The sequence below is a fragment of the Bacillus sp. WC2503 genome, assembly GCF_052682895.1.
This window is the reverse complement of sequence record NZ_JBQYMD010000001.1, coordinates 671,256-697,132: the sequence shown is the minus strand read 5'-3', so window position 1 is coordinate 697,132 and position 25,877 is coordinate 671,256. Positions and strand designations below refer to the sequence as shown.

Sequence of the window (25,877 nt, the reverse complement as noted above, 5' to 3'; positions counted from 1 at the left end):
ATTCCGTTATTTCTTAATATAAAGCTACTTTTCTTTCATACTCTTCAATTTCTTGTTCATATTGCATCGTAATGGCAATTTCATCTAGACCATTTAATAATTTTTCTTTCCACATTTTCTCGATTGTAAAATGAAACCTGTGCGTATTTGTAGTAATGACTTCATTCTCTAAATCGACTTCTATTTGATCTCTCGCATTTATTGTAGCAAGTTGTTCACGCATCTCTTTATCCATTACAATCGGTAACATACCATTCTTCATACAATTCATATAAAAAATATCTGCAAATCCCCCTGCGATAATAACGCGGAAACCATAATCAGCAAGGGCCCACGGAGCATGCTCTCTTGAAGAACCGCATCCAAAATTATCACCTGTAATTAATATACTTGCTCCCTTTCGTTCTTGTGCATTAAGGGGAAAATTAGGATTTTCATGGCGCTCATTATCGTAACGCCACTCATCAAATAAATACTTTCCAAATCCTGTCCTTTCAATTCTCTTTAAGTATTGTTTCGGAATAATTTGATCTGTATCAATGTTATCATTCATAAGTACTGCGGCAGTACCTTTATGAATACGAAATGGCTCCATCGTAACTCTCCTTTCTAATATCAACAAAATGCCCATATAATGCAGCAGCTGCTGCCATAGCTGGACTTACTAAATGTGTTCTTGCCCCTTTCCCTTGCCTTCCTTCAAAATTACGATTTGAAGTAGACGCACAATGTTCTCCTTCAGGTACTTGATCTGGATTCATCCCAAGGCACATTGAGCATCCAGGCTCTCTCCATTCAAACCCCGCTTCTTCAAATATGTGATGTAAGCCTTTTTGCATTGCCCGCTCTCTCACACTTTTTGATCCTGGTACAACGAGTGCCCGCACACCTTCTTTTACCTTTTTCCCTTTTACAACGGATGCAGCAATTTCTAAGTCAGATAAACGTGAATTTGTACAAGAACCAATAAAGACATGCTTAACAGGAATTTCAAACGTACTTTGTCCAGGACTCAATCCCATATATGAAAATGCTCTTTCATCATTTTCGTTATGCTTTTCTGGTAACTTTTCATCAATAGGAACACCCATACTAGGATTTGTTCCCCAAGTTACGTATGGAGCTAGACTCGTAACATCTATTGAAATATGTAAATCATAAATCGCATCTGAATCCGTATAAAGCTCCGAACATTTTTCCGTGAAAGATTCATAGTCTTTTGGTGCATATTTACGCCCTTTTACATAAGAAAATGTTTTTTCATCCGGTGCAATAATGCCTGCTTTCGCTCCTCCTTCAATTGCCATATTACAAAGTGTCATTCTCTCCTCCATTCCCATATCACGAATCGTCTCTCCGTAGAATTCCATTACATACCCAGTCCCAACCGCTACACCGTACTTTGAGAGAAGATGTAAAATAATATCCTTTGCATAAACGCCTTTCGGTAACTTTCCTGTTAATTCAATCCCCATCGCTTTCGGTTTTCGTTGCCACAACGTTTGAGTTGCTAATACATGTTCTACTTCACTCGTACCAATACCAAACGCTAGCGCACCGAAAGCACCGTGAGTTGCTGTATGGCTATCACCACAAACAATCGTTTTCCCTGGTTGTGTGAGTCCAAGTTCCGGCCCGATAACATGAACGATTCCTTGCTCTTCATCACCAATATCAGCTAATCGCACCTCAAATTGTTTACAATTTTCACGAAGTGTATCCAATTGCTGCTTCGCAATGCGATCGGTGATATTCCAAATATCTTTCGTTGGAATATTATGATCCATCGTTGCAAACGTTAATTCCGGTCTCCGAACAATTCGATTTGCAAGCCGCAAGCCTTCAAAGGCTTGCGGTGAAGTTACTTCATGAATAAGATGAAGATCGATATATAATAAATCCAATCCATTTTCATTTGTTGTAACTACATGTCTTTCCCAAAGTTTATCTAGCAACCTTTTCCCCATTATCTTCCTCTCCCTACTAGTGCCTGCTCTTCCATTTCTTGAACAACCGCCTTCGTAAATGAAGTTGTCGTCTCATCTCCCCCAATATCAACTGTACATTTTCCAGATTGAAGAACTGCAGAAATTGCCTCTTCAATCGCATATCCTTCTCTCGTTAATCCAAATGATTGCCCAAGCATCATCGCAACCGAACGCATCATCGCAATTGGATTCACTTTATTTTTCCCTGCAATATCCGGTGCTGAACCGTGAATAGGCTCATATAAAGAAGGCCCGTTTTCCGCATGACTCGCTGATGGAAGCATTCCTAATGACCCTGCTAATACAGAAGCCTCATCACTTAAAATATCACCAAACAAATTCTCTGTTACGATAACATCAAATCTCTTTGGGTTCCGAATTAACTCCATAGCAGCTGCATCTACTAAAATATGCTCTAACTCAACATGAGGATAACGAAGAGCGACTTCTTCCGTAACAGTTCTCCATAATTTACTAGATTCTAAAACATTCGCCTTATCAATAGACGTTACTTTTTTCGATCTCTTACTCGCTAATTGAAAAGCATAAGAAACGATACGTTCAATTTCATGACGATGATACGTAAGTGTATCCGTTGCGACTTCTTCCGTTCGCTCTTTCGGATAAGAAAAATAAATACCACCTGTTAATTCACGAACGACAACGAAGTCAATTTCATCAGCATTTTTTAATGGGGATAAATGCGAAGTTGAGCTTTCTACCGTTACAGGGCGAACATTCGCAAATACACCAAGTCCTTTTCTTAAAGCTAATAATCCTTTCTCCGGTCTTTCTTTCGCACCATCCCAACGAGGTCCACCAACTGCCCCAAGTAAAACCGCATCACTCGCTAAACAAGCGGCAAGTGTTCGCTGTGGTAATGGTTGCCCCGTTAAATCAATAGCAACACCACCAAAGTGCTCATCTTGCAAATGAAAATGATGCCCATATAGTCTCTCTACCATATGCAATACTTCCTTTGCACTTTCCATAATTTCCGGGCCGACACCATCACCAGCTAAACAAACGATACGTTTTTCCAATTTTAACACTCCTTTTAACTGAATTTTCAGAACTTTATTTTGATAGGTGAGGAAAGCTTCACTCACCTATCAAACCCTTATTTTACAAGCGCTATAAACGATTTCAATTTTCCAGCTGCATGAACATATGCTCTCGCCGATGCTTCCAATACGTCTTGCGCAACACCAAAACCTGATACTTGATGCGTTCCTTCTTTTAATTCAACATGAACATGAGCAAGTGCGTCTTGACCTTGTGTAATAGATTGTATGCGATAATCTGCCAATTCACATTCTAATCCTAAAATTCTTTGGATTGCATTGTATATTGCTTCAATACTTCCAGAACCAGTCGCTGCATCTTCGTATATAGTTCCCGCCTCATCTTTCAATACAACTGTCGCACACTGTGTACTATTCGATACGAAGTGTACTTGCAATTGCGTAATGTTATATTGCTGCGCTGCAAAAGCTGCTTCACCAAGCATAAGTGCACGTAGATCTTCTTCCGTAATTTCCTTTTTACGATCAGCTAATTTTTTAAACGCTTCAAACACCACATCGCGTTCTTCGTTTGTAAATTCATAGCCTAGTTCTTTCATTTTTTCTGTAAATGCGTGACGCCCAGAATGTTTGCCAAGTACAAATAGGTTTTGAGATTCTCCTATAAGTGCTGGTTCAATGATTTCATATGTTGTCACTTCTTTTAAAACACCATCCTGATGAATGCCTGATTCGTGAGCGAAAGCATTCGCTCCCACAATCGCTTTATTTTTCGGTACAACCATACCCGTTAACCTACTTACTAATGTACTTGTCGATTTAATCTCTTTTAGCGTCATCGAAGGCTCCGCCTTATAGAAATCTTTTCTAATATGAAGAGCAACTGCGACCTCCTCTAGTGCAGCATTCCCTGCTCTTTCTCCAATGCCATTAATCGTTCCCTCTACTTGCAGTGCTCCACCTTCAACCGCAGCTAACGAATTTGCCACCGCCATCCCAAGATCATCGTGGCAATGACAAGAGAAAATCGCTTTTTCATATGAAGGAACGGATTCTTGTAAGTATTTAAATAAGGAATAGTATTCTTCTGGGTTCGTATAACCTACTGTGTCTGGAATATTGATTACATTCGCTCCTGCACGTATCGCAACTTCTACTGCTTCAGCTAAAAAATCTCTTGATGTTCTTGTCGCATCTTCTGCAGAAAATTGCACTGTCGGAAATAAAGATCTCCCAAGCGTAACCGAGCGATAAATACTATCTAACACATCTTCTTTTGACATACAAAGTTTATATTTCATATGAATATCACTCGTAGCTAAAAATACATGTAAACGAGGAGATACAGCACCTTTCACAGCTTCATATGCTCTTCGAATATCACTTTCTTTCGCTCTAGCTAAACTCATAACTGTAGCATTTTGAATGGTATTTGCGATGCGCTTTACCGATTGAAAATCGCCTTCGGAAGCTGCTGCAAAGCCAGCTTCCATGACATGAATACCTAGTCTCTCTAATTGCCTTGCAATTTGCAATTTCTCTTGTTCATTTAAATTCACTCCTGGTGATTGTTCGCCATCACGTAGCGTCGTATCCATGAACAAAATCTGCTTCATATTATTTGACCCCTGCCTTTACTCGCGGCTGTACGAAAGGCATCATTTCACGTAATTTACGTCCAACTACTTCGATTTCATGTTCATTCTCTTTCTCATTTGTCGCATGGAAATTTGGTTTTCCTGCTTTATGCTCTGCAATCCAACCTTTTGCAAATGTACCATCTTGAATTTCGGCTAGCACTGCACCCATCGCTTTCTTCGTATCTTCCGTTACAACACGTGGTCCTGATACGAAGTCGCCCCACTGCGCTGTATCTGAAACTGAATATCTCATATTTTCAAGTCCACCTTCATACATAAGGTCAACAATAAGTTTCAGTTCATGTAAACATTCAAAATATGCAAGTTCAGGCTGGTATCCTGCATCAACTAGCGTTTCAAATCCAGCTTTTACTAGCGCAGTTACTCCGCCGCAAAGTACAGCTTGCTCTCCAAATAAATCTGTTTCTGTTTCTTCTTTAAACGTCGTTTCTAATACGCCCGCTCTCGTCGCTCCAATTCCATCAGCATAAGAAAGTGCCTTTTCAGTCGCAACTCCTGTCGCATCTTGATATACGGCAAATAATGCAGGAACGGCTCCGCCTTCAGCAAACGTACGGCGTACAAGATGCCCCGGACCTTTAGGCGCTACTAGAAATACATCTACATTAGCTGGTGGTTTCACTTGATCAAAGTGAACATTAAATCCGTGTGCAAAAACGAGAGAATTTCCTGCCTGTAAATTTGGTGCAATTTCCGCTTCATATACTTCTGGCTGCAGTTCATCAGGTAATAAAATCATTACTACATCAGCCTGCTCCGCTGCTTCTGCTACTGTATATACAGAAAATCCATCTCCTTTCGCTTTATCCCAAGATTTACCTTTTTTTAAACCTACTACTACATCAAATCCGTTATCACGCAAGTTTTGCGCATGCGCATGACCTTGCGAGCCATATCCGATGATTGCTACTTTCTTTTCTTTTAATACATTTACCGTTACATCTTTCTCATAATAAACCTTTGCCATTTTCATTTCCCCCTATATTTAAATGATTATTGAATTAACATAACTTGCTTATCTTGTTTTTTCATACTACGCGTAAATGCTGTTACACCCGTTCTAGCAATTTCTTTCAAACCGTATGGACGAAGTAATTCAATTAATGCTTCTACTTTCTCCTGCGTACCAGTTACTTGCACAACTATGGAATCCTTCCCAACATCTATTACAGCGGCTCGAAACGGTTCAATTAAACTATATAATTCTGCTCTTGCTACTGATGTTGCGACTTTAATAAGTGCAAGTTCTCTTGCGATCATCGCTTCTTCTGTAATATCTGACACTTTCAAAACATCAATTTGCTTATGAAGTTGTTTAATTAACTGCTCCACTTGCTGTTCATTTTCAACGTGTACAACAATTGTCATCCGTGATATGTCCGATGATTCTGTATGACCTACTGAAATACTTTCAATATTAAAATGTCTTCGTGTCATAACACCTGTAATTCGGTTTAACACACCACTTTGATTTCGAACTGTCGCTGTAACAATTCTCTTCACCTTTTTTCCACTCCCTCCATTTGGTGAACACCTTTCCCTGGCGCAACCATCGGCATTACCTTTTCTGATTGAAGTACACGGCAATCAATTACGACCGGTTCTTGTAATTCAATCGCATGCTGTATTTGCTTCTTTGCAAGAAGTGGATCATCTATGCGAACTCCTTTTATGCCATACGCATTCGCAAGAGCGACGAAATCTGGTTGACACGACAGTAAAGAGTGCGAGTATCTTTGATTATAAAATTCATCTTGCCATTGTCTTACCATTCCTAAAGCTTCATTATTTAAAATAAAAACTTTAACAGGTAAGGAATGTTCTTTTAAGACACTTAATTCTTGCAGGGTCATTTGAAATCCAGCGTCACCGACAATTGCAATAACTAGTTCCTCAGGCTTTGCAATTTGCGCCCCAATTGCTGCTGGAAATCCGAAGCCCATCGTTCCTAATCCACCTGAAGTTACCCATTTATCTGGATTTTTCAGCGGATAATATTGTGCGGCCCACATTTGATGTTGCCCAACATCTGTTGTTACAATCGCTTCTCCTTTCGTAAGTTCATATAACATATCAATTGCGTATTGAGGTTTAATACTTTCAGAATTTCGTTTGTAAGAGAGTGGATATTTTTCTTTTCTACCCTTTAATAAAATGAGCCAATCATGATGATTTTCTTTCTTCCCTTCTGATTGAAGTAATACTTTCAAAGCTCGCTTAGCACTTGCAACAATAGGAATTTCAGTCGGCACATTTTTTCCAATTTCTGCTGGATCAATATCGATATGTGCAACAGTCGCCTCTTTAGCAAAATAAGCTAAATTCCCAGTAAGACGATCATCAAATCTCGCACCAATATTGATCAGTAAGTCGCATTCATATAGCGCCATATTGGCTGTGTAAGAACCATGCATTCCTCCCATCCCTAGAAATAGTCCATCATCTGGCGGAAAACCACCAAGACCAAGTAACGTATGCACAACAGGAATTTCATATTTACGAGCAAAACTTGTTAATTCTTTCGAAGCTTTCGCATGCAATACACCTGCTCCAGCTAAAATTAACGGTTTTTTTGAAATCTCAATTGCTTGTAATAATTTGTTTATTTGGAGTAGATTCGGTTCATAATTAGGGTTGTACCCTGGTAAATCCATTTGCACGTCACTACATCGTTCCCCTTGTTCTACTACCATATCTTTCGGAAGATCAATTACGACTGGACCTGGTCTTCCAGTTCTAGCGATATGAAATGCTTCTTTAATAATTCGAGGTAAATCCGAGGCCTTTCGCACTTGATAATTATGTTTTGTTACTGGCATCGTAAGCCCCATAATATCCGCTTCTTGGAAAGCATCACTTCCAATTAACGTTGTTGCTACTTGCCCTGTAAATACAACAAGTGGCAATGAATCAATCATCGCATCAGCTAAACCAGTAATAACATTTGTAGCACCAGGCCCGCTTGTTGCAATTACAACCCCTGGATTTCCAGTAATTCTGGCATACCCTTCAGCTGCATGAATGGCCCCTTGCTCATGCCTTGTTAAAATATGCGGAATTTCACAGTCATAAAGCGCATCATAAAGAGGTAAAACGGCACCACCCGGATAACCGAAAATCACTTCTACGCCTTCCTTTTCTAGCGCTTCTAACAATAGCTGTGCACCAGTTGCCAGTTTCTCTTCCGTTTTTGAAGACATTGTTCTTATAAGCCCCCTTTTTAAAAAAATTTATAAATAAAAAAAATCCTACGTCCACACTCCAGCTATGTGCTGAAGGGACGAAAGATTTCGCGGTACCACCCTTCTTCGCAAGAATACTCTTGCCTCAGTGACCCATAAATGAGTCTAGCTAATAACGGAGCTACCGTCTAAGCCTAACCAAATGCTTCAGCTTAGCACTCAAGGGCGATGTTCGTCGACGTGAACCATCGGTTTCCAGCAACCACCGACTCTCTGTGAGGCTTCACAATCAACTACTCCTCCCTATCAACGCTTTCTCATTTCATAAAGAGTTATTATCCAACTTTATTTTCTTCGTAAATTTTCTCTCCATCTTCTACAACTAATTTACGGAATTCTTCTAGTAAACGATTCGTATGTAGTCCCGTTTTTCCTAAACCAATCGTCCTACCATCTACTGTCGTAACAGCAATAACTTCAGCAGCTGTTCCTGTTAAAAATACTTCATCAGCTACATATACATCGTGTCTTGTAAATAACTCTTCTCTTACGTCATACCCAAGTTTTTCGCCGATTTCTAAAATTGCGTTTCGTGTAATACCTTCTAACGCTCCAGCAGAACTTGGTGGTGTAATTAATTTATTTCCTTTTACAATAAATACGTTATCTCCTGAACCTTCAGCTACGTATCCTTGATCATTTAACATAAGTGCTTCTTGTACTCCAGCTAATTTCGCTTCAATACGAACTAAAATATTGTTTAAATAATTTAAAGATTTTACTTGAGGTGATAAAACATCTGGTCGATTTCGGCGCGTTGCAACTGTTACAACTGGAATCCCCTTTTCATAATATTCTTGTGGGAATAAAGATAGTTGTTCTGCAATTACTACTACATTCGGTGTCTTACAAGAATCAGGATCTAACCCAAGATTTCCTGCTCCTCTCGATACAACAAGGCGAATGTATCCATTAGATAATTTATTTTTTCGAATCGTCTCAACAACAATATTCGTTACTTCATCTAACGAATATGGAATTTCTAACATGATGGATTTCGCTGATTCATATAACCGGACAAGATGCTCTCTCAAACGGAAAACATTACCGCTATAAACTCTAATGCCTTCAAACACTCCATCGCCATATAAATAGCCATGATCATATACTGAAACTTTTGCTTCGTCTTTTGGAACAAATTCTCCATTTAAGAAAATCCATTGTTCGTTCACTGGAAAGCGCCTCCTATGTTCTATGAATTTTTTATTGTTTCCTAGTTTACTCTCCTTTCTAAATAAATCAAGTAAATTTTTAGAAAATTTTTAATTTTTAATCGTACGTACATCTTTAATCATATTGATTTAACAACATTGTTAACGTTTACAAAAAGTCAAAAAATTTTTTTCGCCAATTTCCACTAAAAAAAATATTTGTTTAAAAGAAGGATTTTCTCTAAGAGGTACGAATCTATTGTATTCAATAAACGGACGTCCGATTTTATAAATTCGGGAATATATAACGACTTTTGCTGAAAAAGGGGGAAAATAAAAAAATTAGTGCTGTGTAAAAATAACATTCATATTTTTCATTTCGAAATCATAATCCTATTTTTAAAAAACAATTTGTCAAAATGAAGGAGGAAATAAATATGGCGTGTGTACAAATTAAAGGAACGAGACAAGAGGTAGTTGAAATGCTACAACTATTTGATCTAATGGATACGAAAGGTTTTTGTAAATTCGATAATTATGTAGAGGTAGAACCGAATAACAAAGAACATAATAATTTTATCGCTTCAATCGATATTCAATCTAATCCTTCTTCCGCACAGGATACATTAAACGATCAATTCGTTAGTCAAATGCTTACTGGTGTTTATAACGACTAAACAAATATATGCTTCCTACCATCTTTTCATAAATATATGCTATAGACTTGAGCATACTAGCAACTAGATGGTAGGAGGTGAGAATTATGGCTAGAATTGGCGTTGAAAACTCATTAACAGATGTTCAACAAGCTCTTCAGCAACAAGGACATGAAGTCGTTACACTTAACTCAGAAAATGATGCACAAGGCTGCGATTGTTGTGTTGTAACTGGGCAAGATTCTAATGTGATGGGGATTGCAGATACATCAATAAAAGGATCGATAATTACAGCTCATGGTTTAACAACAGATGAAATTTGTCAGCAAGTTGAGAACCGTATTTAAAAGTCATTTCTCATTATGGTATAACACACAAAAGAAAGAGGACTCCTTTTAAAAAAGGAGTCCTCTTTTTTATATTCACCTAACGGGAAAGTAACATATACTGGATGAAAGCCCTACCTCTCTCTCATCATTACGGTTCCAATGACCGCTCCTTGATTCACTAGTATACATATATGGCTTACAAATACAATTTATAGGGTTTGTTCACAAAAGTTGTTGATAAAATTACCCGATCTTTCGCAAACTTTTCGTATTGTATTCATAAGAGATATTTACTTTACACTAGCTGTAACCGAGACACGAATTAAAATTTTAACACCAATACATTAACTTGTCAATATTTTTTACAAATTAAAAACAGACAGTAACGGTTTGTCTGTTTTAGAATGGAGCTTTTTCTTTTATTACATATACAACAAAGCCGCTTACTAACATAAATAAGCCAACTACTAAGTTTTTAATATTAATCATACATTCCTCTCCCTTATTCCACACATCTTATTATATATTTACATTTCAATTATTCCGATCATCCTAAAGCGCACTTTTTCTAATATATCACAATTCCTAAAAATTGCAAGTTCACTTTTGACGACCATTCACAAATTTATCTACAGTACTTGGTACAGTGTTTAAAGCTTTTTCAATTAAATGTGTACTACTGTTAAGATGCAATACTTGTACTCCGTTAGAACCAACTACTAAAAAAGCAACGGGACTAATGGAAACCCCAGCCCCACTTCCGCCTCCAAATGGATGCCCTGGCTTATTCTCTTTATGCTGACCTTGTCCACCATTATGTTTTTCAGTAATGAAATCCCCTTTAAAGTCACTTCCACCAGCTCCAAAACCAAACGCCACTTGAGATACTGTTAATACTACATTTCCGTCAGCTGTCGAAACCGGACTTCCAACAATCGTATTTACATCTACCATCTCTTTTAAATTTGTCATTGCTGTTTTCATTAAATTTTCAATTGGATGTTCCATTATGTACTGCACCCTTTCCTCATTATTCCTTTTTATACTTTCCAAAATAGAGGAAGTCATACTAACTTTTCCTATTTCAAAAAAACAATTTTCTTCTACATGGATATTACTCCCTGCCTATCCTCGGATAAAAAAGAAAAAGAGATACATACTACTATTGAACCTTGTTATGAAAGGAGTCATGACTTTGACTGAGAAATTTGATGATTACAAAAAAAGAGATAGAATAGATAGTGATTATAGTGACTATAAAGAAGAATATGCAGCTGAAGTTGCACCACAGCGCATTGATTATGATTACGATAAGAAAGAAGATAAAGATGATGTAAGATCGTCTGCCGCTGGATCAACTGCCGGTTTTATCGCTCTTGCCTTATCTATATTATCACTCTTCACCTTCCCAACACTATTTGGTCTTGTTTCTGTGTTACTAGGAATTTACGCTTATAATCGCGGAGCTACTGTAACTGGTGGTATCGCTGCCATTGTTGGTGGAATTGCTGCACTCATCGCGATTTTATTCCGTGTAGCACTTATCGGTTTATTGTTCTCCCTTTTTTAAAAAGAAAAAGGTATCTCGCTTTATGCGAGATACCTTATCCTGTAAATACATCTTCTGATGGATATTTTATTTTTTGTTTTGCTGGGCGTGCTAAAGAAAACACAAGTGTTAGCGGTCCAATTAATCCACAAAACATAACAAACATAATAATACATTTTCCAAATGCTGATAGCTTCGCAGTAATCCCCATCGTTAATCCAACTGTGCCAAATGCTGAAATTGTCTCAAATAGTAGCTGAATAAAGCTAAAGTCTTCTGTAAGCATTAATACAAATACTGCTGTAAAAATAAGTATTTGACTGGCAACGACAATTGCTAACGCTCTCGTTACTGTCGACATTTTAATTGTACGCTGAAATAAAACAATTTCCTCCTTCTTTCTAAAGAAAGAAAGGACAGATGTAATTAAAATAACAAACGTCGTTAATTTAATACCTCCACCCGTTGATACACTTCCTGCACCGATAAACATTAAAACCATCGTAAATAATATAGATGATTCTTCCATCCCTCCATAGTCAACTGTATTAAAACCAGCTGTACGAGGTGTAATACCTTGAAAGAAAGACGCCCATAACTTTTCATTTAAAGATAAATTCCCTAACGTCTTCACATTATTATATTCCAATACAAAAATCACAATCATTGCTATAACATTTAGCGCTACTGTTCCAATAATCATTATTTTTGAGTGAAGTGATAATTTTCGAAAACTACGACTATACCATATATCAATTAATACGGTAAAACCGAGTCCTCCTATTACAATTAAGGAACAAATTCCAATATTAATAATAGGGTCTCCTACATACCTTGTTAAATTATCTGGCCAAAGAGCAAACCCCGCATTATTATAGGAAGCAATTACATGGAAAATACTATAGTATAAACCTTTCCCAAAACCAAACTCTGGAATAAAGCGAAACGATAAAAAGATGACTCCAATGAATTCAATACAAATAGAAAAAATAAAGACACGTTTTACTAATTTTACAAGACCACCTATATTTGTTTGATTAAATGCTTCTCCAATTAATAATCGATGGCGTAAGCCAATTTTTTTACCTAGTACCCAAACAATTAAAATGGCAATTGTCATAAGACCTAAACCACCTGTTTGAATTAGAAACATAATAACAATTTCACCAAACATCGTAAACGTACTTGCAGTATCTACTACTCCTAAACCCGTTACAGTCGCTGCCGACGTTGCTGTAAAAAAAGCATCTACCCAACTAATATGTACTTTCGTTGCGAATGGTAACTTTAATAACAAACCTCCGGCCACAATTAAGCAGAAAAAACCTAATGCTAATATTTGTGGTGGGTTTAATTGTATAAAACGATTATACAAACTTTGTCTTTTTGTTACTTTCATATCACTAACTCCCTTTATTAAGTGAAGCTTCTATCCTCTCATAAATACAGGTTTTTAAGAACCTACAAGTAGCGGGATAAACCTTATATTCTCATAACATAGTTGAGCATAATCCTTTTTTTCATAGATTTCAACTTTTATTTATATTCGAACTTTACTTCATTTTATGACAGAAAAACTTTCTATTATCTTTCTCTTAACTCTACAACTCTTGCAACAATAATTTTATATGTACTATTTTTCAAATCCCCATACCTTTCACTCTATGTTCACATGGGGGTCACATCTATCTTTTATAGTATATGTATCGAAGCTGTTCCTCCCTAATTTAAGACATTCCCCAGTGTCTTTGAATAGCTTCCATCCCTAATTAAATTGACATAAATTGTCCCCTTCCTTTGACCATCTTTTATACGATGGTCTTATTTTTTTGTCTTTCTATCCTTTTTTAAACTCCCTCTCTCTTTCACTCTATGTTCACACGAAGGTCACATCTATCTTTTATAGTATATGTATCGAAGCTGTTCCTCCCTAATTTAAGACATTCCCCAGTGTCTTTGAATAGCTTCCATCCCTAATTAAATTGACATAAATTGTCCCCTTCCTTTGACCATCTTTTATACGATGGTCTTATTTTTTTGTCTTTCTATCCTTTTTTAAACTCCCTCTCTCTTTCACTCTATGTTCACACGAGGGTCACATCTATCTTTTATAGTATATGTATCGAAGCTGTTCCTCCCTAATTTAAGACATTCCCCAGTGTCTCTGAATAGCTTCCATCCCTAATTAAATTGACATAAATTGTCCCCTTCCTTTGACCATCCTATGTGATGGTCTATTTTATTTTCTGAAATTTATTCTTTCTATAAACTACAGAAAAATCAGACTATTCATATAAAAACAAATAAAACCTTGCGAATTTTTCAGAAAATATTGTCAAAACAGGGATTTTTTCGGTACAATTCATTTAGAAAGTAATTGTACAAAAACAAGGGGGGATTTTATTGAAGCAAACAAAAGCGATCTTACTTGCATTGTTTCTTGGTCTAATTGTTGGACTCACTTTAAATTTAGCTGCACCATCTATTTTTGAACCTTTAAATCAATATGTGTTTAACCCAATTGGCCAACTGTTTATTCGACTCATTAAAATGCTAGTTGTTCCTGTTGTATTCATTTCCATCGTACTAGGGGCTGCTGGTCTTGGAGATCCGAAACAACTTGGAAGAATCGGTTTAAAATCAATTTCATTCTTTCTCGTCACAACAGCAGTTGCTATCTCTATTGCAGTGACATTTGCACTTATCATCAAACCAGGAACTGGCGGTAACTTTAAAACAGACGGGCTTACGTATGAAGGTGCAAAAACTGAAACATCTTTCGTCGATACATTGCTGAATATTGTGCCAGATAATCCAGCTAAAGCGATGGCTGATGGTAACATGTTACAAATTATTGCCTTTGCTGCATTAATCGGACTCGGTTTAGCTGTTTTAGGAAAACGAGTTCAAGGTATCCATTCATTACTTGAACAGGGCAACGAATTAATGATGTATCTTGTTAATCTCGTTATGAAATTAGCCCCAATTGGAACATTTGGTTTGCTTGCTTCATCCGTTGGTAAAATGGGGCTTGCAGGCGTCGCTGCGATGTTCAAGTATATGATAGTCGTTATGTTAGTACTCATTATTCACGGTGTCTTCATATATGGCGGCTTATTAAAGATATTAGCAAAAGAAAGTATTATTCGTTTCTTTAAACATTTCGGACCAGTAATGGCAATTGGATTTAGTACATCTAGCTCTAATGCATCTCTTCCATTCGCAATGAAAACGGCACAAGAAAAACTTGGAGTTCCAAAAGCGATAAGCTCCTTTGTACAACCACTAGGTGCAACGATTAATATGGATGGCACTGCCATTATGCAAGGTGTGGCAACTGTATTTATCGCTCAAGTGTACGGAGTTGAACTTACATTAGCACAATTAGCCATGGTCGTATTAACTGCTGTACTAGCTAGTATCGGCACTGCTGGTGTACCAGGTGTTGGACTTGTAATGCTTACAATGGTTTTAAATCAAGTAAACCTACCAGTAGAAGGTATTGCTTTAATTATCGGTATTGATCGCATCCTAGATATGTCTAGAACAGCTGTAAATATTTCCGGTGATGCAATTTGCGCAATGATTGTCGCAAAATCAGAAGAAAAATATAATACAGATCAATCGGCAGCATCTTAAATCAAAAAAGGAGTGAAATGATTCACTCCTTTTTTGATTTACTTCCTTTTTTTGAACGATATTCTTTCCCTTTATTATCGTTACCAGTTTCGAATTCAGTACTAAATTCCTGATTAAACTTTCCTGATTTTGGTGAACCTTGATTCGCGCTTCCTTTACTACCATTACGATTCGTCATATTTCTCCCTCCTTCCATTATTAGTAGTATGGCGCTCTATCTTTTTTCATACACATTTTATTTTTATAAGCTATTACACAAGAAAGAAGACCTTCCACATATAAGGAAGGTCTTCTTTTCCACTAGGTAAACGTTTTCTCGTTTGTAATTAATTAAATAAGTTTTTGGGAAATAGAAATCATTACATTCATTTCATCTTCTGAAAGTGCGGAAAATCTTTCTTGTAAGTATCGTTTTTTCGCCTCTTCCATTTTCGCAACTAAATCTTTCCCTTGTTCTGTAATCTCTAAATATACAACTCGGCGATCTGATGTAGAACGTGAACGGGTTACGAAACCTTTATTAATTAATTTTTCTGTAACAGCTGTAATATGACTATTCGACACATTTAACTCATTAGCGACACGTGATACCATTTCTTTATTTGTACGATTCAATATTCTAAGGACGATGAACTCATTCCACGGTATGTAACCACCAAATATTTTTCCAATGTCATTACGCAACGTGCGAAACATCGCAAAAACATTTGTCGATAGTTCTTCCATTAATTGTTCTCTATTTTGAGACAACTTTGACAGCCCCTTTTATTTCATTTAGTTAAATAAAAACCTTATTAATAATTTTACATGAAATCTTACTTTTTGTCACCTTATTTTCCCATAATTCGTAGCTTTTTAATATGCATTTCGTGATACAATGAACTTGATTTTCCAGAAAAAGGAGTTGAGGTAGTGAGTGAGGAAGACAAATTTTCTAATCTCAGTCTAAAAGATAGGACTATCGTTATTAGTTTTGTTGTTTTTATTCTCATTACATTTTTTACATTTACATTTACATTTATATTTTTTGTATATGTAGGAATCTTTCAAATTACGGGTATAGAATACTCATCACGAACAGCTATACTACTCTTTTTTTTACTTATTCTTTTATTAGATGGTATTACATATTTTATATTCATTTTCTTTAAATCGCTCCTACAGCCAATGATGACAAGTATGCCAAATTGGCTCTCAATTGCTCTTCTCTCCATTATTGAAATTACACTAGATTGGTTCGTCATTCATACTGCCGACGACTGGATAGAGAGCGTACAAATGTCCAACATAGCTGAACTATGTGTCGCACTATTCCTTTACACACTAAATATATTATTTAGTGATAAGAAAGAGTAAGAATACAAGCTTTTCTATATAAAAATTGGTACAATAAAAGCAAATCATACTAAAGAGGTGTTAATTATGAACTTACAACAATGGGCTGATAAAGGTATGTCCTTTGATACATATGTAAATGAAATGAAAGTAAACCAATATGAGCTATTACATATTTACAATAACTTTTTAATTCCAAATGAATTACTCCCAGTTTTAGAAGAACGCCAAAATGATGGCTGGCGTGTTATCGTATTAACAGCCGACTGGTGCGGAGATGCTCTTTTATGCGTACCTGTTATGAAACGAATTTCTGAAGTTGCAAATATTGATATGAGCTTATTAATTCGTGATGAAAACTTAGAATTAATGGATCAATACTTAACAAATGGAACAGCACGTGCAATTCCAATCTTTATTTTCATTGATAAAGACGGAAATGAACAAGCTGTCTTTGGACCACGCGCTCCAAAAGTACAAGAATTAGTAACTTCAATGCGCGCTACATTGCCTGAAAAAGAAGATCCAACATTTGAAGAAAAACAGAAAGAAATGTATGCTAATTTCCGTGCTACATTAGCTGATGATACTTCTCTTTGGGAACATGTAATGGAAAGTATGATTGAAAAAATAGTAAAATAAAAAAACTGCCGAAATCGGCAGTTTTTTTTGCAAAATCATAATCTTTTTTTCTGAGAATATGCAACATCTACGCACTCTGCTAAACGCTCCATCTCACCCATATATACCGCACGCGTCATCCAGCCAGTCAACTTGTACATAATCTTATATATAAAGTTCTTCGGTTCAAATTCTACGATTAAAGTAAGCGATGTACCTTCTTCATCCTCTTCTAACATATAAGTTGCAGCAGTATAACCTTGTTTCATTTCACATCCAACTGATACGATATACGGTTCATCATACTCTAAAATTTCCGCCTCAAATTCATATATTTTCTTCCCCATTTTTTGCACAGATATATATTTATCACCTTCACGAGGTTTTTCAACATCTATATTTGAAGGATACCTATTTTCTACCATAAAGGTACTCCATTCTAGTATTTTCTCGTCATTATGTACATAATCAAACACAACATCAATTGGTGCCGGAATTACTATCTCTATTGCAAAACTCACTAAACTGCTCCTCTCAAATACCCTATAAATTTTCTCTATATTAATGTAACAAAATCATTATGTCATATTTTACATAGTGAAATACAAGTAAATGAGAGCAAAAACTTTATTTTCTCCTGCTATAAAAGAAATACCCTATAGAGTAGACTTTTTCAAGCGTCTAATCTATAGGGTATTTCTGGTGATTTCTTCTTACATAATGAAGAAGAAATAGAATACCGCAGCTAAAATGAAACGATAGTAAGCAAACGGTGTTAGTTTTACACGTGCTAATAATTTTAAGAATGAAACAATTGCAAACATCGCAACAACAAATGCTGTAATAAATCCTGTTGCAAATAACGGTATATCAGCCGTACTTAATATATCCCAACTTTTAATTAAATCTAAACCACTTGCAGCCACCATCATTGGAACTGCTAAAATGAACGTATATTCAGCTGCTGCTGTATGAGACACGCGAGCTAATAAACCACCACTTATTGTTGATCCAGAACGAGAGAACCCTGGCCAAAGCGCTAAACATTGGAACATTCCAATTGTAAATGCTTGTTTATATGTGATTTCATCTAACGTTCTTGCTGTACTTGGTTTTGAAAATTTCTCAGCAACAATCATTAAAATACCACCAGCTACTAAGCTAATGACAACTGGTCCTGGACCAAATAAAACTTTTTTAATTGTACTATGGAATAATACGCCAAGTATGCCAGCAGGAATCATCCCAATAATAATATGTAATAAATTCAACGACGGTCCGTCTGTTACTTTACCTATGCCAACTAAAGACCATAAACGCTTCCAAAATATAACAACAACTGCTAAAATCGATCCCAATTGAATAACAACTTCGAAAACTTTCGCTCTCTCGTCGTCAAATCCAAGTAAATGACCTGTTAAAATCATATGTCCTGTTGATGAAACTGGTAAAAATTCTGTTAAACCTTCAACAGCACCCATGATTATTCCAATTAACCAATCAGCCACGAGTAGTGCCTCCTTAATAACGAATATGTAATTTTTTCACACCTTATCATAATACCTTATCCCTTTTCAATGTGCATCCTTTTTTTATTGCTTTTATATATACTGGTGCGTATTTCTTTTTTATTTTTTGATTAAATTGTATGATAGGAAGGATTGTTTTTTTATCGGAAAGGGGATTTTATGAAAGAAACTACTTCATTCTCACAAAAGCTAAAACACTTTGTATTACTATTCTTCCCGATTTTCGTAACCCAAATGTCATTATTTGCAATGAGCTTTTTTGATACGACAATGTCCGGACATGCCAGTCCAATTGATTTAGCAGGTGTGGCTATCGGAACGAGTATATGGCTCCCAGTTAGTACAGGATTAACAGGGGTTTTAATGGCTACTACTCCTATTGTTGCCCAACTCATTGGATCCAAGAAAAAAGAGGATGTTCCTCACGTTGTCATACAAGCAGTTTATTTAGCAGTTTGCGCTAGCTTCGTTGTTATCCTTATTGGCTTCTTCGTTGTTCCACCTATTTTAAATGGCATGCGATTAGAAGAACCTGTTGAACGTATTGCAGCACAATTTTTAAGTATTATCGCGATTGGAGTTATCCCATTATTTACTTATACTGTTTTGCGTGGATTTATTGATGCATTAGGAAAAACTCGAACAACGATGATCATTACATTACTATCATTACCGATTAACGTAGTATTAAATTATGTATTAATTTTTGGGAACTTTGGTTTCCCTAAACTCGGTGGTGTCGGTGCAGCAATTGCTTCTGCAGCAACCTATTGGTGCATTTTAATTATTACCGTCATTATTATTCGTACGAAAGAGCCATTCGCATCTTTTAATATTTTTAAACAGTTATATCGTCCTTCTCTTTCGAGTTGGAAATCATTTTTAAAACTTGGCGTCCCTATCGGATTTGCTATCTTTTTTGAAACGAGTATTTTCGCTGCAGTTACACTAATGATGAGTAACTTTAGTACGACAACAATTGCAGCGCATCAAGCAGCTATGAACTTCGCTTCCTTGTTATATATGACTCCTTTAAGTTTAGCAATGGCAATGACGATAGCAGTTGGATTTGAAGTTGGAGCAAAACGATATGATAACGCAAAACAATATGGATTTATCGGCATTGGATTAGCCCTTGCTTTCGCTCTTTTCTATTCGATTCTTCTTTATTTCTTTGATGATGAAATTGCATCTATTTATACGACAGATGCAAATGTTCACCATTTAGCAAAAGAGTTCCTTATATTTGCGATTTTATTTCAAATTTCAGATGCAATTGCAACTCCTGTACAAGGAGCACTACGTGGTTACAAAGACGTAAATGTTGCGTTAATTATGACATTAGTCGCTTATTGGGTAATCGGTCTCCCTCTCGGTTACATATTAGCAACGTACACTGACTGGGCAGCAAAAGGATATTGGATTGGTCTTATTATCGGTCTAGCATTTGGTGCTAGCTTCCTTCTAATCCGTCTCTTCCAAGTTCAAAGAAAATATACAACACAAAACAGCCGCTAACGCTAGAGCGGCTGTTTTCTTTATGCATATTTTTTCTTGTAACGTATAACATAATGAAAAAGAAAGGTGGATACATATCATATGGACGAAAAAGAAACAGATCAATCATTCGATGAAGAATTCGCCCCTGAAATCTCACCTGGATACCAGCAAGATATACATAAACCACCTAAATATAAAAACGCTTCGTTTTTAATGGGTATTACTATTTTCGCTGCTGTATTACTCGTACTCATTATTTTCGTCTATTTTTAAGGAAAGGTGACATATTATATGAAGAAACAAGATTCAAATCACTCAAAAAGAACTGTGAAAACGGAAAAAGGATATGTAGGCGATTCTGTTTATACACAGAAACAAGTGGAGCAAGGAAATGTATACATTGCTCAAAAAGAACTTGGTCAACAAAATGAAAATCTTTAACCCCCTCTACTCCTCGAGGGGGCTTTTTATCCCGCTATTTGTGGACAGTAAGAGTGAACACCTTACTGATTAAAGTTTCACTTTATTGTACGTACTGCTTTTGTTCGAGCACCCTAAATATATTATTAACCTTTACAACTTTCACGTCATAATTTACTTTCATTTCACTTCTCTTACCATTTTCAGTACCCGCAACATACGCTACAGCATGATAGAGAAAACTCTCATCCGTCACTTCACGTATCTCCTCGTTTGTAAATTTATACTCTAAATCTCGAAAACGATTTGGATAATAATTTTGTATTAATTGTTCATATCCCCTACTTACAAATATCTCTTCGCCTTTTCGCTTCACATCTTCTTTATTATGAAACTCAAACACTGATAATTGTGCTGTCACAAAGTGCTCTCCTACCTGTTTCATTTCTTTATGAGTTAAAGTTTCTATACTTTTATTCTTTAATTCCTTATTTAACTCGTACTGATCTATCGATTTAAAGGTAGCGAAAACCGCCTCTTTATATGACCAAAACAAACCAAAAGCGATACATATAGAAATGATTACTATTCTTTTCTTCACCATACACCCCATCCCTATTCATAATGTTAGTTACATATTAACATATAGAATGAAAATTCTGATATTATAAAATGGAATATCAGAATTTTCACTTAGAAACGAGGAACGATTATGGACTCTTACAAACAGTATATAAAACAGGCTCTGCCTAATCTTTCTATACATTCATATAAACAAAATGAAGAAGGATGGGATAATATAGCGGTTATAATTAATGACGACCTACTGTTTCGTTTTCCACGAAAACAGGAATATGCTAAACGAATTCCGTTAGAAAAAAAACTATGCACACTTCTCTCTCATTCGCTACAAGAAATTGAGGTTCCAAAGTATCACCTATTATATAAAAAGGATACTGATACTATTCCGCTTTGTAGTTACTATACTCTCATTCATGGTGAACCGTTACAAAAAGAAATAGTTACCACACTAGAGAAAAAAGAATTGAAAGCAATCATTACACAATTAGCTACTTTCCTTGTGGCACTACATAATATTCCTGTAAAACAAGTTACAACGTTAGGATTTCCAATTGAAAAAACAATTACCTACTGGAAAGAGCTACAAACAAAATTAAATCAGTATCTTACTAACATGTTTACTTCATTACAGAAATCAGCCTTACATCATTTATTCGAAAATTTCTTTGCCTGTATAGCTACATCCACTTTTCAAAATACAATTATTCACGCCGATTTTACACATCATCACATTTTATTTAATAAGCAGAGCAAGAGTATTTCAGGGATTATCGATTTTGGTGATGCTCAAATTGGAGATCCTGCCTTTGATTTTGCCGGGCTCTATTATGATTTCGGACGTGAATTTACTACATCTGTATACGAACAATACAGTACAATTATTTCTCACCACGATCCATTACTCATTCACCGTATCACTAGTTTTTATCAATACAGCCCTTTACTACATAATATTATTTATAACTTTGAAACAAAGAATGCGCTTAAATTCATAGCAGATACAGAACAGCTAAAAGCGATATTACAGGGACGAGATTAAATTCTCTCCCTATATTCTTTCTCCTCATACATCATTAACTTTTTATCCATTTCAACAATAACTTTGTACAATTGAAATGCCTGTAAAATTTGCAGTTGAATTCCAAAAGGAGCATTTTGTTCTTTTAACCATTGAAATACTTTCGTTTCATCTTTCATTGATTATTCCTCCTCTTATAAAGTGAAACTTTAATCAGCGGGGGCATCCCCCACTGATTATTAGCCCGCATTAAAATCTGCTGCAAATATACCGTAAATGATGAAAAGCTTTTCATGTCAATAACAAAAAGGATGCAAATTTGCATCCTTTAATGTACGATATTTTCCTTCTGCTTCACTTCTTCCTTTACTTCTTCCCCCTGGCATTCACTACGAAAAGCACAACTCGTACACTCTGAACGAAAATGACGCTCTGTATAGTGCTCAGGTTGCTGTAACATTTCTTTCATTCTAAATAAATCATCCATTCCAGTTATAATATCTTCCTGTTTCGGAATGTATTCATACTTAGTTCCTTCTATTAAATTAATAATTTCAATTTTCCCTGGAAGAATGCCGAAAGCTTTATAACTGAATACTGTCATTAACTTCTGACAAAGAGCTAGCATTTCCTCATCCGCATCAATAACATATTTTTTAATTACAAATGACTCTGTACTCCACTCACCAACTTCAAATGTCAATGACATGTGGACACCTAACTCTTCCATATATGTTTGAAACTTCTCATACAAAAACAATGGTGGCGTCTGACTATCATCTCTTTCAACAAACTGTAATAAGTGATCAGTTAGCTTTGCTAATACGATATAGTACTCCGTCTTCGAAGCAAACATACTAATCCTTACCTTTTTCCAATACTTTTCTATTAATATTAAAAGTACAATTTTCGTTTGTTGGCTCGCAGGTAGCGTGTAATACTCATTAATAATTTGATTCACAATCATTTGTGCTATTTGTTGCCATTCAAATGAAGAAGGTTCTCTTCTTTTTATATGACGGAAATAAAATTTATGTGGACAACGCATAAAATCATACAAATGATAATCTGTCATCGTTTTTATTGCGATTTTCTCATGCAATTGCTCTTCATCTCCCTTCTGCCATTAAGAAAGGTGTTTTACGAATTCAGCTCCAAACTGTAAACATTTTTCTACATCTTCATCTTCTGGCGTTAATTCTACTTTTAGTCCTTCTAACACAACTGCTGCTCCGCGTTCCTGCAGCTTTTCTATTAAAATATCAACCGCTACTCCGTATTTTGGATAAGCCGAATCACAAGAACCGAATACCGCTGCTTTTTTACCAGTTAAATCAATAGAATCCATTGCATCATAAAAATCTAAGAAGTCGTCTGGAAGATCCCCGTCTCCCCAAGTATAAGCGCCTAAAATAATACCATCATACTGTTCTAATATAGAAGCTTCTGGTGAATCCATAATATCAATAACTTCAATCTCATTCTCTGTTTCACGAATGGCGCCTGCAATATGATCTGCCATTTCCTCTGTATTTCCACTCATACTTGCATAAATCATTACTAGCTTACTCAACTGAATCTCTCCCTTTACTATGTATCGCTTTTTCTGTTTGCATTTTATTCTTCTCATCTACATATTCAGAACGAATTACATTTCGTTGCCATTCCATATGCTGATCAACATCTTTATTTTTATTTTTTAATCCCCTTCGCAGAAGGTGATATTTTTTTCTCATTAACATGTCGCATCCACTCTATTGATAATAATTATCAATTTCAACTGTAACATTAGATTAATTGAAATTGATTATCAAAGTCAATAACTATTTTTAAAAAAATGATTAAAATGTACAAGCTTGTCCGTTAGCTATTCATATACTATAAATGAGCATAGTTCTTTCTCAGCCCTCTCTGACGGAAAGAAATAAAAGCAACTGCGATAGAGCGCAGTTGCCTTTTTTTATATGCACCTATGATTTTAGTAGTCTTATGGCCGCCTCTAAAAATAATTCCACTCCATAAATTAAAGCTGATTCATCTACATCAAATTTTGGATGATGGTGCGGATAACAAGTATTATCCTCTTGATTCCTCGTCCCCAATTTAATGAAGCAACCCGGTGCTTTTCTTAAATATGCTGAAAAATCTTCTCCCCCCATAGAAGGTTCAAGCTTCACAACACGCTCATTCCCGAACAAATATAGTGCGCTTTCTTCTACCACTTTTGTAATATATTCATTATTAATAACAGGATCATATCCGTAACGATACGTATATGTGTAATCCCCTCCATGTGCTTTTGTAATTCCTTTCACGATTTGTTCAATTTTCTCTTCTGCTTCCAATCTTAACGTTTGATTAAAAGAACGCACAGTTCCCATTAAAGTTGCCGTATTGGGAATAATATTGTCAGCCTTTCCCCCATGAAATTGCGTAACTGAAACTACCCTCTGCATAAAAGCACTTGTATTTCTTGATACGATATGTTGTAAATTTGTAATAATCTGCGCTCCAATAGCAATAGGGTCTATCGTTTCTTCTGGCCGCGCTGCATGCCCTCCTTTACCGTGAATTTCAACTGTAAATACGTCTGGCGCTGCCATCATCGGCCCATATACAATTCCTATCTTCCCGCTTTCCAATCCAGACATAACATGTAAACCTATTACATAATCAACACCGTCCATCACACCCGCCTCAACCATTTCCCTAGCACCACCAGGATATACCTCTTCTGCATGCTGAAAGAATAGACGAATTTCCCCTACAAACTCTTCCTTCATATTTGACAGCGCCTCTGCTGTACTTAACAAAATAGCCGCATGTGCATCATGCCCACACGCATGCATCCTTCCTTTATGAACAGATGTATAAGATTTACTTGTCTCCTCTTGAATTGGTAAAGCATCAATATCAGCTCGAATCGCAACTACTTTACCTTGTTCCACACCCCTTTTAATTGCTAAAACACTGTATTTCGTTGGCCTTGTTACTTCAAAAGAAGAAAATGAACATAACGTATCATATATAAATTGCGAAGTTTCTTTTTCATGAAACGATAATTCCGGATACTTATGAAAATGCCGTCTCCATTTCATAATATTTTCTTCTGAAATAAGACTCTTCCACACTCTATTCATGATAATTTCCTCCTTTTAAAAAAGAGCTAGAAATTTAAAGTTTACTCAGCCTTTGTTGATTGCATGAAAAAACAAATATTATATTTTTCACGCCTTCTCACAATCCACTTTTATGTATTCATACAATCCACTTTCTATTTACATGTCAAACCCATTACAAATTCATGCCGAATGTAATATAATTGCTAAGTTAGGGATTTTCTTTTTTAGTATTTAGTGCTAATATCAGAAAAGAGCCTTTTGTCTTATTTTTACCTAAAATGTGGAATTTTGTTTTTTTCACAATAATGTAGGACATGATACCTACAAAGAGCTATTATTTCATTAAGAGAGGGAAAGACATGGAAAGATTAAAAGAGATATGGTCTCGACCACTCACACAATGGGTTGCAAAGACGGTTTATTATCTTGCAATTTTATTTGCATTACTTTGGTTGTATGGATTCCATGATACAAACACAAGTACATTTATTTACAATGAATTCTAGGGTG

Annotated in this window: 31 protein-coding genes, 1 pseudogene and 1 other annotated feature; of the genes and pseudogenes, 11 read left to right on the top strand and 21 right to left on the bottom strand. The window is 35.9% G+C overall.

Translation table 11 applies throughout. From position 1 onward, the window contains the following. Window positions 1-13: 13 nt before the first annotated feature. From leuD to ACUN26_RS03725, 9 genes and pseudogenes are all read right to left on the bottom strand, one after another. Entirely contained in the window at window positions 14-595 is a 582-nt protein-coding gene (gene leuD, locus ACUN26_RS03765) for a 3-isopropylmalate dehydratase small subunit (protein WP_000433198.1), read from the bottom strand. Then, window positions 573-1,967, bottom strand: a complete 1,395-nt coding sequence (gene leuC / locus ACUN26_RS03760) for a 3-isopropylmalate dehydratase large subunit (protein ID WP_000520118.1) — start codon at window positions 1,965-1,967, stop codon at window positions 573-575. Before leuC ends, leuD begins: the two co-directional genes overlap by 23 nt. After that, window positions 1,967-3,031, bottom strand: a complete 1,065-nt coding sequence (leuB, locus tag ACUN26_RS03755; RefSeq protein ID WP_000415349.1) for a 3-isopropylmalate dehydrogenase — start codon at window positions 3,029-3,031, stop codon at window positions 1,967-1,969. The genes leuC and leuB overlap by 1 nt, the downstream gene beginning before the upstream one ends. Window positions 3,032-3,108: 77 nt before the next feature. Then, window positions 3,109-4,629: a 2-isopropylmalate synthase gene (leuA, locus tag ACUN26_RS03750; RefSeq protein ID WP_000809591.1), complete on the bottom strand. Its 1,521-nt coding sequence runs from the start codon at window positions 4,627-4,629 to the stop codon at window positions 3,109-3,111. A 1-nt stretch (window position 4,630) separates the two neighbouring features. Then, window positions 4,631-5,641 carry a ketol-acid reductoisomerase gene (ilvC, locus tag ACUN26_RS03745; RefSeq protein ID WP_001151719.1) on the bottom strand — a complete coding sequence of 337 codons (1,011 nt, stop codon included), beginning with the start codon at window positions 5,639-5,641 and terminating at the stop codon, window positions 4,631-4,633. 26 nt (window positions 5,642-5,667) lie between these two features. After that, entirely contained in the window at window positions 5,668-6,177 is a 510-nt protein-coding gene (gene ilvN, locus ACUN26_RS03740) for an acetolactate synthase small subunit (protein WP_000822948.1), read from the bottom strand. Then, window positions 6,174-7,874, bottom strand: coding sequence for an acetolactate synthase large subunit (gene ilvB, locus ACUN26_RS03735; protein WP_000095847.1), 1,701 nt, complete (start codon window positions 7,872-7,874; stop codon window positions 6,174-6,176). Before ilvB ends, ilvN begins: the two co-directional genes overlap by 4 nt. Window positions 7,875-7,947: 73 nt before the next feature. Further along, window positions 7,948-8,175, bottom strand: a binding site (T-box leader). Window positions 8,176-8,191: 16 nt separating this feature from the next. Continuing rightward, window positions 8,192-9,088 (bottom strand): branched-chain-amino-acid transaminase, encoded by an 897-nt coding sequence (ilvE, locus tag ACUN26_RS03730; protein WP_001005494.1) that lies wholly within the window; start codon window positions 9,086-9,088, stop codon window positions 8,192-8,194. Window positions 9,089-9,229: 141 nt separating this feature from the next. Further along, window positions 9,230-9,445, bottom strand: a pseudogene (locus ACUN26_RS03725) (hypothetical protein). Between the two features lie 59 nt (window positions 9,446-9,504). Between ACUN26_RS03725 and ACUN26_RS03720 the strand changes: the two are divergent. Continuing rightward, complete coding sequence (locus ACUN26_RS03720) at window positions 9,505-9,744, top strand: DUF3911 family protein (protein ID WP_000752506.1); 240 nt, start codon at window positions 9,505-9,507, stop codon at window positions 9,742-9,744. Window positions 9,745-9,830: 86 nt separating this feature from the next. Then, window positions 9,831-10,070, top strand: coding sequence for a YkuS family protein (locus ACUN26_RS03715; protein ID WP_000101012.1), 240 nt, complete (start codon window positions 9,831-9,833; stop codon window positions 10,068-10,070). Window positions 10,071-10,451: 381 nt separating this feature from the next. On the opposite strand, the gene ACUN26_RS03710 is transcribed toward ACUN26_RS03715, so the two are convergent. Together ACUN26_RS03710 and ytfJ are read right to left on the bottom strand one after the other, a co-directional pair. Then, window positions 10,452-10,541 carry a hypothetical protein gene (locus ACUN26_RS03710; RefSeq protein ID WP_000608227.1) on the bottom strand — a complete coding sequence of 30 codons (90 nt, stop codon included), beginning with the start codon at window positions 10,539-10,541 and terminating at the stop codon, window positions 10,452-10,454. Window positions 10,542-10,652: 111 nt separating this feature from the next. Further along, window positions 10,653-11,120, bottom strand: coding sequence for a GerW family sporulation protein (gene ytfJ, locus ACUN26_RS03705; protein ID WP_002038268.1), 468 nt, complete (start codon window positions 11,118-11,120; stop codon window positions 10,653-10,655). 109 nt (window positions 11,121-11,229) lie between these two features. Here ytfJ and ACUN26_RS03700 point away from each other — a divergent pair, with 109 nt between their 5' ends. Further along, on the top strand, window positions 11,230-11,622 hold the full coding sequence (locus tag ACUN26_RS03700; protein ID WP_002038267.1) for a hypothetical protein: 393 nt from the start codon (window positions 11,230-11,232) through the stop codon (window positions 11,620-11,622). A 34-nt stretch (window positions 11,623-11,656) separates the two neighbouring features. Here the strand turns inward: ACUN26_RS03700 and ACUN26_RS03695 are convergent, their stop codons facing one another. Beyond that, window positions 11,657-13,000, bottom strand: coding sequence for a TrkH family potassium uptake protein (locus ACUN26_RS03695; RefSeq protein WP_000869131.1), 1,344 nt, complete (start codon window positions 12,998-13,000; stop codon window positions 11,657-11,659). Window positions 13,001-14,004: 1,004 nt separating this feature from the next. Here ACUN26_RS03695 and ACUN26_RS03690 point away from each other — a divergent pair. Beyond that, entirely contained in the window at window positions 14,005-15,240 is a 1,236-nt protein-coding gene (locus ACUN26_RS03690; protein WP_000814824.1) for a dicarboxylate/amino acid:cation symporter, read from the top strand. A 22-nt stretch (window positions 15,241-15,262) separates the two neighbouring features. Here the strand turns inward: ACUN26_RS03690 and ACUN26_RS03685 are convergent, their stop codons facing one another. Next, window positions 15,263-15,418 (bottom strand): hypothetical protein, encoded by a 156-nt coding sequence (locus ACUN26_RS03685; RefSeq protein WP_000184925.1) that lies wholly within the window; start codon window positions 15,416-15,418, stop codon window positions 15,263-15,265. Window positions 15,419-15,570: 152 nt separating this feature from the next. After that, window positions 15,571-15,990: a MarR family winged helix-turn-helix transcriptional regulator gene (locus ACUN26_RS03680; protein WP_000081437.1), complete on the bottom strand. Its 420-nt coding sequence runs from the start codon at window positions 15,988-15,990 to the stop codon at window positions 15,571-15,573. A gap of 162 nt (window positions 15,991-16,152) precedes the next feature. Here ACUN26_RS03680 and ACUN26_RS03675 point away from each other — a divergent pair, with 162 nt between their 5' ends. Continuing rightward, on the top strand, window positions 16,153-16,596 hold the full coding sequence (locus tag ACUN26_RS03675) for a regulatory YrvL family protein (protein WP_001287958.1): 444 nt from the start codon (window positions 16,153-16,155) through the stop codon (window positions 16,594-16,596). A 33-nt stretch (window positions 16,597-16,629) separates the two neighbouring features. Beyond that, window positions 16,630-17,217, top strand: a complete 588-nt coding sequence (locus ACUN26_RS03670; protein ID WP_073990710.1) for a thioredoxin family protein — start codon at window positions 16,630-16,632, stop codon at window positions 17,215-17,217. Window positions 17,218-17,252: 35 nt separating this feature from the next. Here ACUN26_RS03670 and ACUN26_RS03665 read toward each other — a convergent pair whose 3' ends face one another. Both ACUN26_RS03665 and uppP read right to left on the bottom strand, forming a co-directional pair. Continuing rightward, window positions 17,253-17,717 (bottom strand): SRPBCC family protein, encoded by a 465-nt coding sequence (locus ACUN26_RS03665; RefSeq protein WP_000006430.1) that lies wholly within the window; start codon window positions 17,715-17,717, stop codon window positions 17,253-17,255. Window positions 17,718-17,909: 192 nt separating this feature from the next. Continuing rightward, a complete protein-coding gene (gene uppP / locus ACUN26_RS03660) occupies window positions 17,910-18,704 on the bottom strand; it encodes a bacitracin resistance undecaprenyl-diphosphatase (protein ID WP_000796245.1) in 795 nt (264 codons plus the stop codon). Window positions 18,705-18,884: 180 nt separating this feature from the next. Between uppP and ACUN26_RS03655 the strand changes: the two genes are divergently transcribed. The 3 genes from ACUN26_RS03655 (at window position 18,885) to ACUN26_RS03645 (ending at window position 20,666) form a co-directional block, all read left to right on the top strand. Then, the gene (locus ACUN26_RS03655; RefSeq protein ID WP_000665536.1) at window positions 18,885-20,243 is read left to right on the top strand and encodes an MATE family efflux transporter; all 1,359 of its coding nucleotides are present in this window, start codon (window positions 18,885-18,887) and stop codon (window positions 20,241-20,243) included. 81 nt (window positions 20,244-20,324) lie between these two features. Continuing rightward, entirely contained in the window at window positions 20,325-20,498 is a 174-nt protein-coding gene (locus ACUN26_RS03650; RefSeq protein ID WP_000343564.1) for a hypothetical protein, read from the top strand. A gap of 18 nt (window positions 20,499-20,516) precedes the next feature. Next, complete coding sequence (locus ACUN26_RS03645) at window positions 20,517-20,666, top strand: hypothetical protein (RefSeq protein WP_000743730.1); 150 nt, start codon at window positions 20,517-20,519, stop codon at window positions 20,664-20,666. Between the two features lie 82 nt (window positions 20,667-20,748). Here the strand turns inward: ACUN26_RS03645 and ACUN26_RS03640 are convergent, their stop codons facing one another. Continuing rightward, complete coding sequence (locus ACUN26_RS03640; protein ID WP_002038211.1) at window positions 20,749-21,258, bottom strand: hypothetical protein; 510 nt, start codon at window positions 21,256-21,258, stop codon at window positions 20,749-20,751. A 99-nt stretch (window positions 21,259-21,357) separates the two neighbouring features. On the opposite strand from ACUN26_RS03640, the gene ACUN26_RS03635 reads away from it, so the two are divergent. After that, entirely contained in the window at window positions 21,358-22,266 is a 909-nt protein-coding gene (locus ACUN26_RS03635) for an aminoglycoside phosphotransferase family protein (RefSeq protein WP_000379017.1), read from the top strand. Here ACUN26_RS03635 and ACUN26_RS03630 read toward each other — a convergent pair. The 4 genes from ACUN26_RS03630 to ACUN26_RS03615 all read right to left on the bottom strand — a co-directional run bounded on the left by ACUN26_RS03630 (window position 22,263) and on the right by ACUN26_RS03615 (window position 25,385). Further along, window positions 22,263-22,424, bottom strand: coding sequence for a hypothetical protein (locus ACUN26_RS03630; protein ID WP_000651091.1), 162 nt, complete (start codon window positions 22,422-22,424; stop codon window positions 22,263-22,265). The two genes, ACUN26_RS03635 and ACUN26_RS03630, sit on opposite strands and share 4 nt — an antisense overlap. Window positions 22,425-22,573: 149 nt before the next feature. Then, window positions 22,574-23,347 (bottom strand): hypothetical protein, encoded by a 774-nt coding sequence (locus ACUN26_RS03625; protein ID WP_000544544.1) that lies wholly within the window; start codon window positions 23,345-23,347, stop codon window positions 22,574-22,576. 24 nt (window positions 23,348-23,371) lie between these two features. After that, the gene (locus ACUN26_RS03620; RefSeq protein WP_000041162.1) at window positions 23,372-23,818 is read right to left on the bottom strand and encodes a flavodoxin; all 447 of its coding nucleotides are present in this window, start codon (window positions 23,816-23,818) and stop codon (window positions 23,372-23,374) included. Between the two features lie 397 nt (window positions 23,819-24,215). Continuing rightward, the gene (locus ACUN26_RS03615) at window positions 24,216-25,385 is read right to left on the bottom strand and encodes a M20 metallopeptidase family protein (RefSeq protein WP_001082806.1); all 1,170 of its coding nucleotides are present in this window, start codon (window positions 25,383-25,385) and stop codon (window positions 24,216-24,218) included. Between the two features lie 341 nt (window positions 25,386-25,726). Between ACUN26_RS03615 and ACUN26_RS03610 the strand changes: the two genes are divergently transcribed. Continuing rightward, window positions 25,727-25,873 carry a teichoic acid D-Ala incorporation-associated protein DltX gene (locus tag ACUN26_RS03610; RefSeq protein WP_000440293.1) on the top strand — a complete coding sequence of 49 codons (147 nt, stop codon included), beginning with the start codon at window positions 25,727-25,729 and terminating at the stop codon, window positions 25,871-25,873. Window positions 25,874-25,877: the final 4 nt, after the last annotated feature.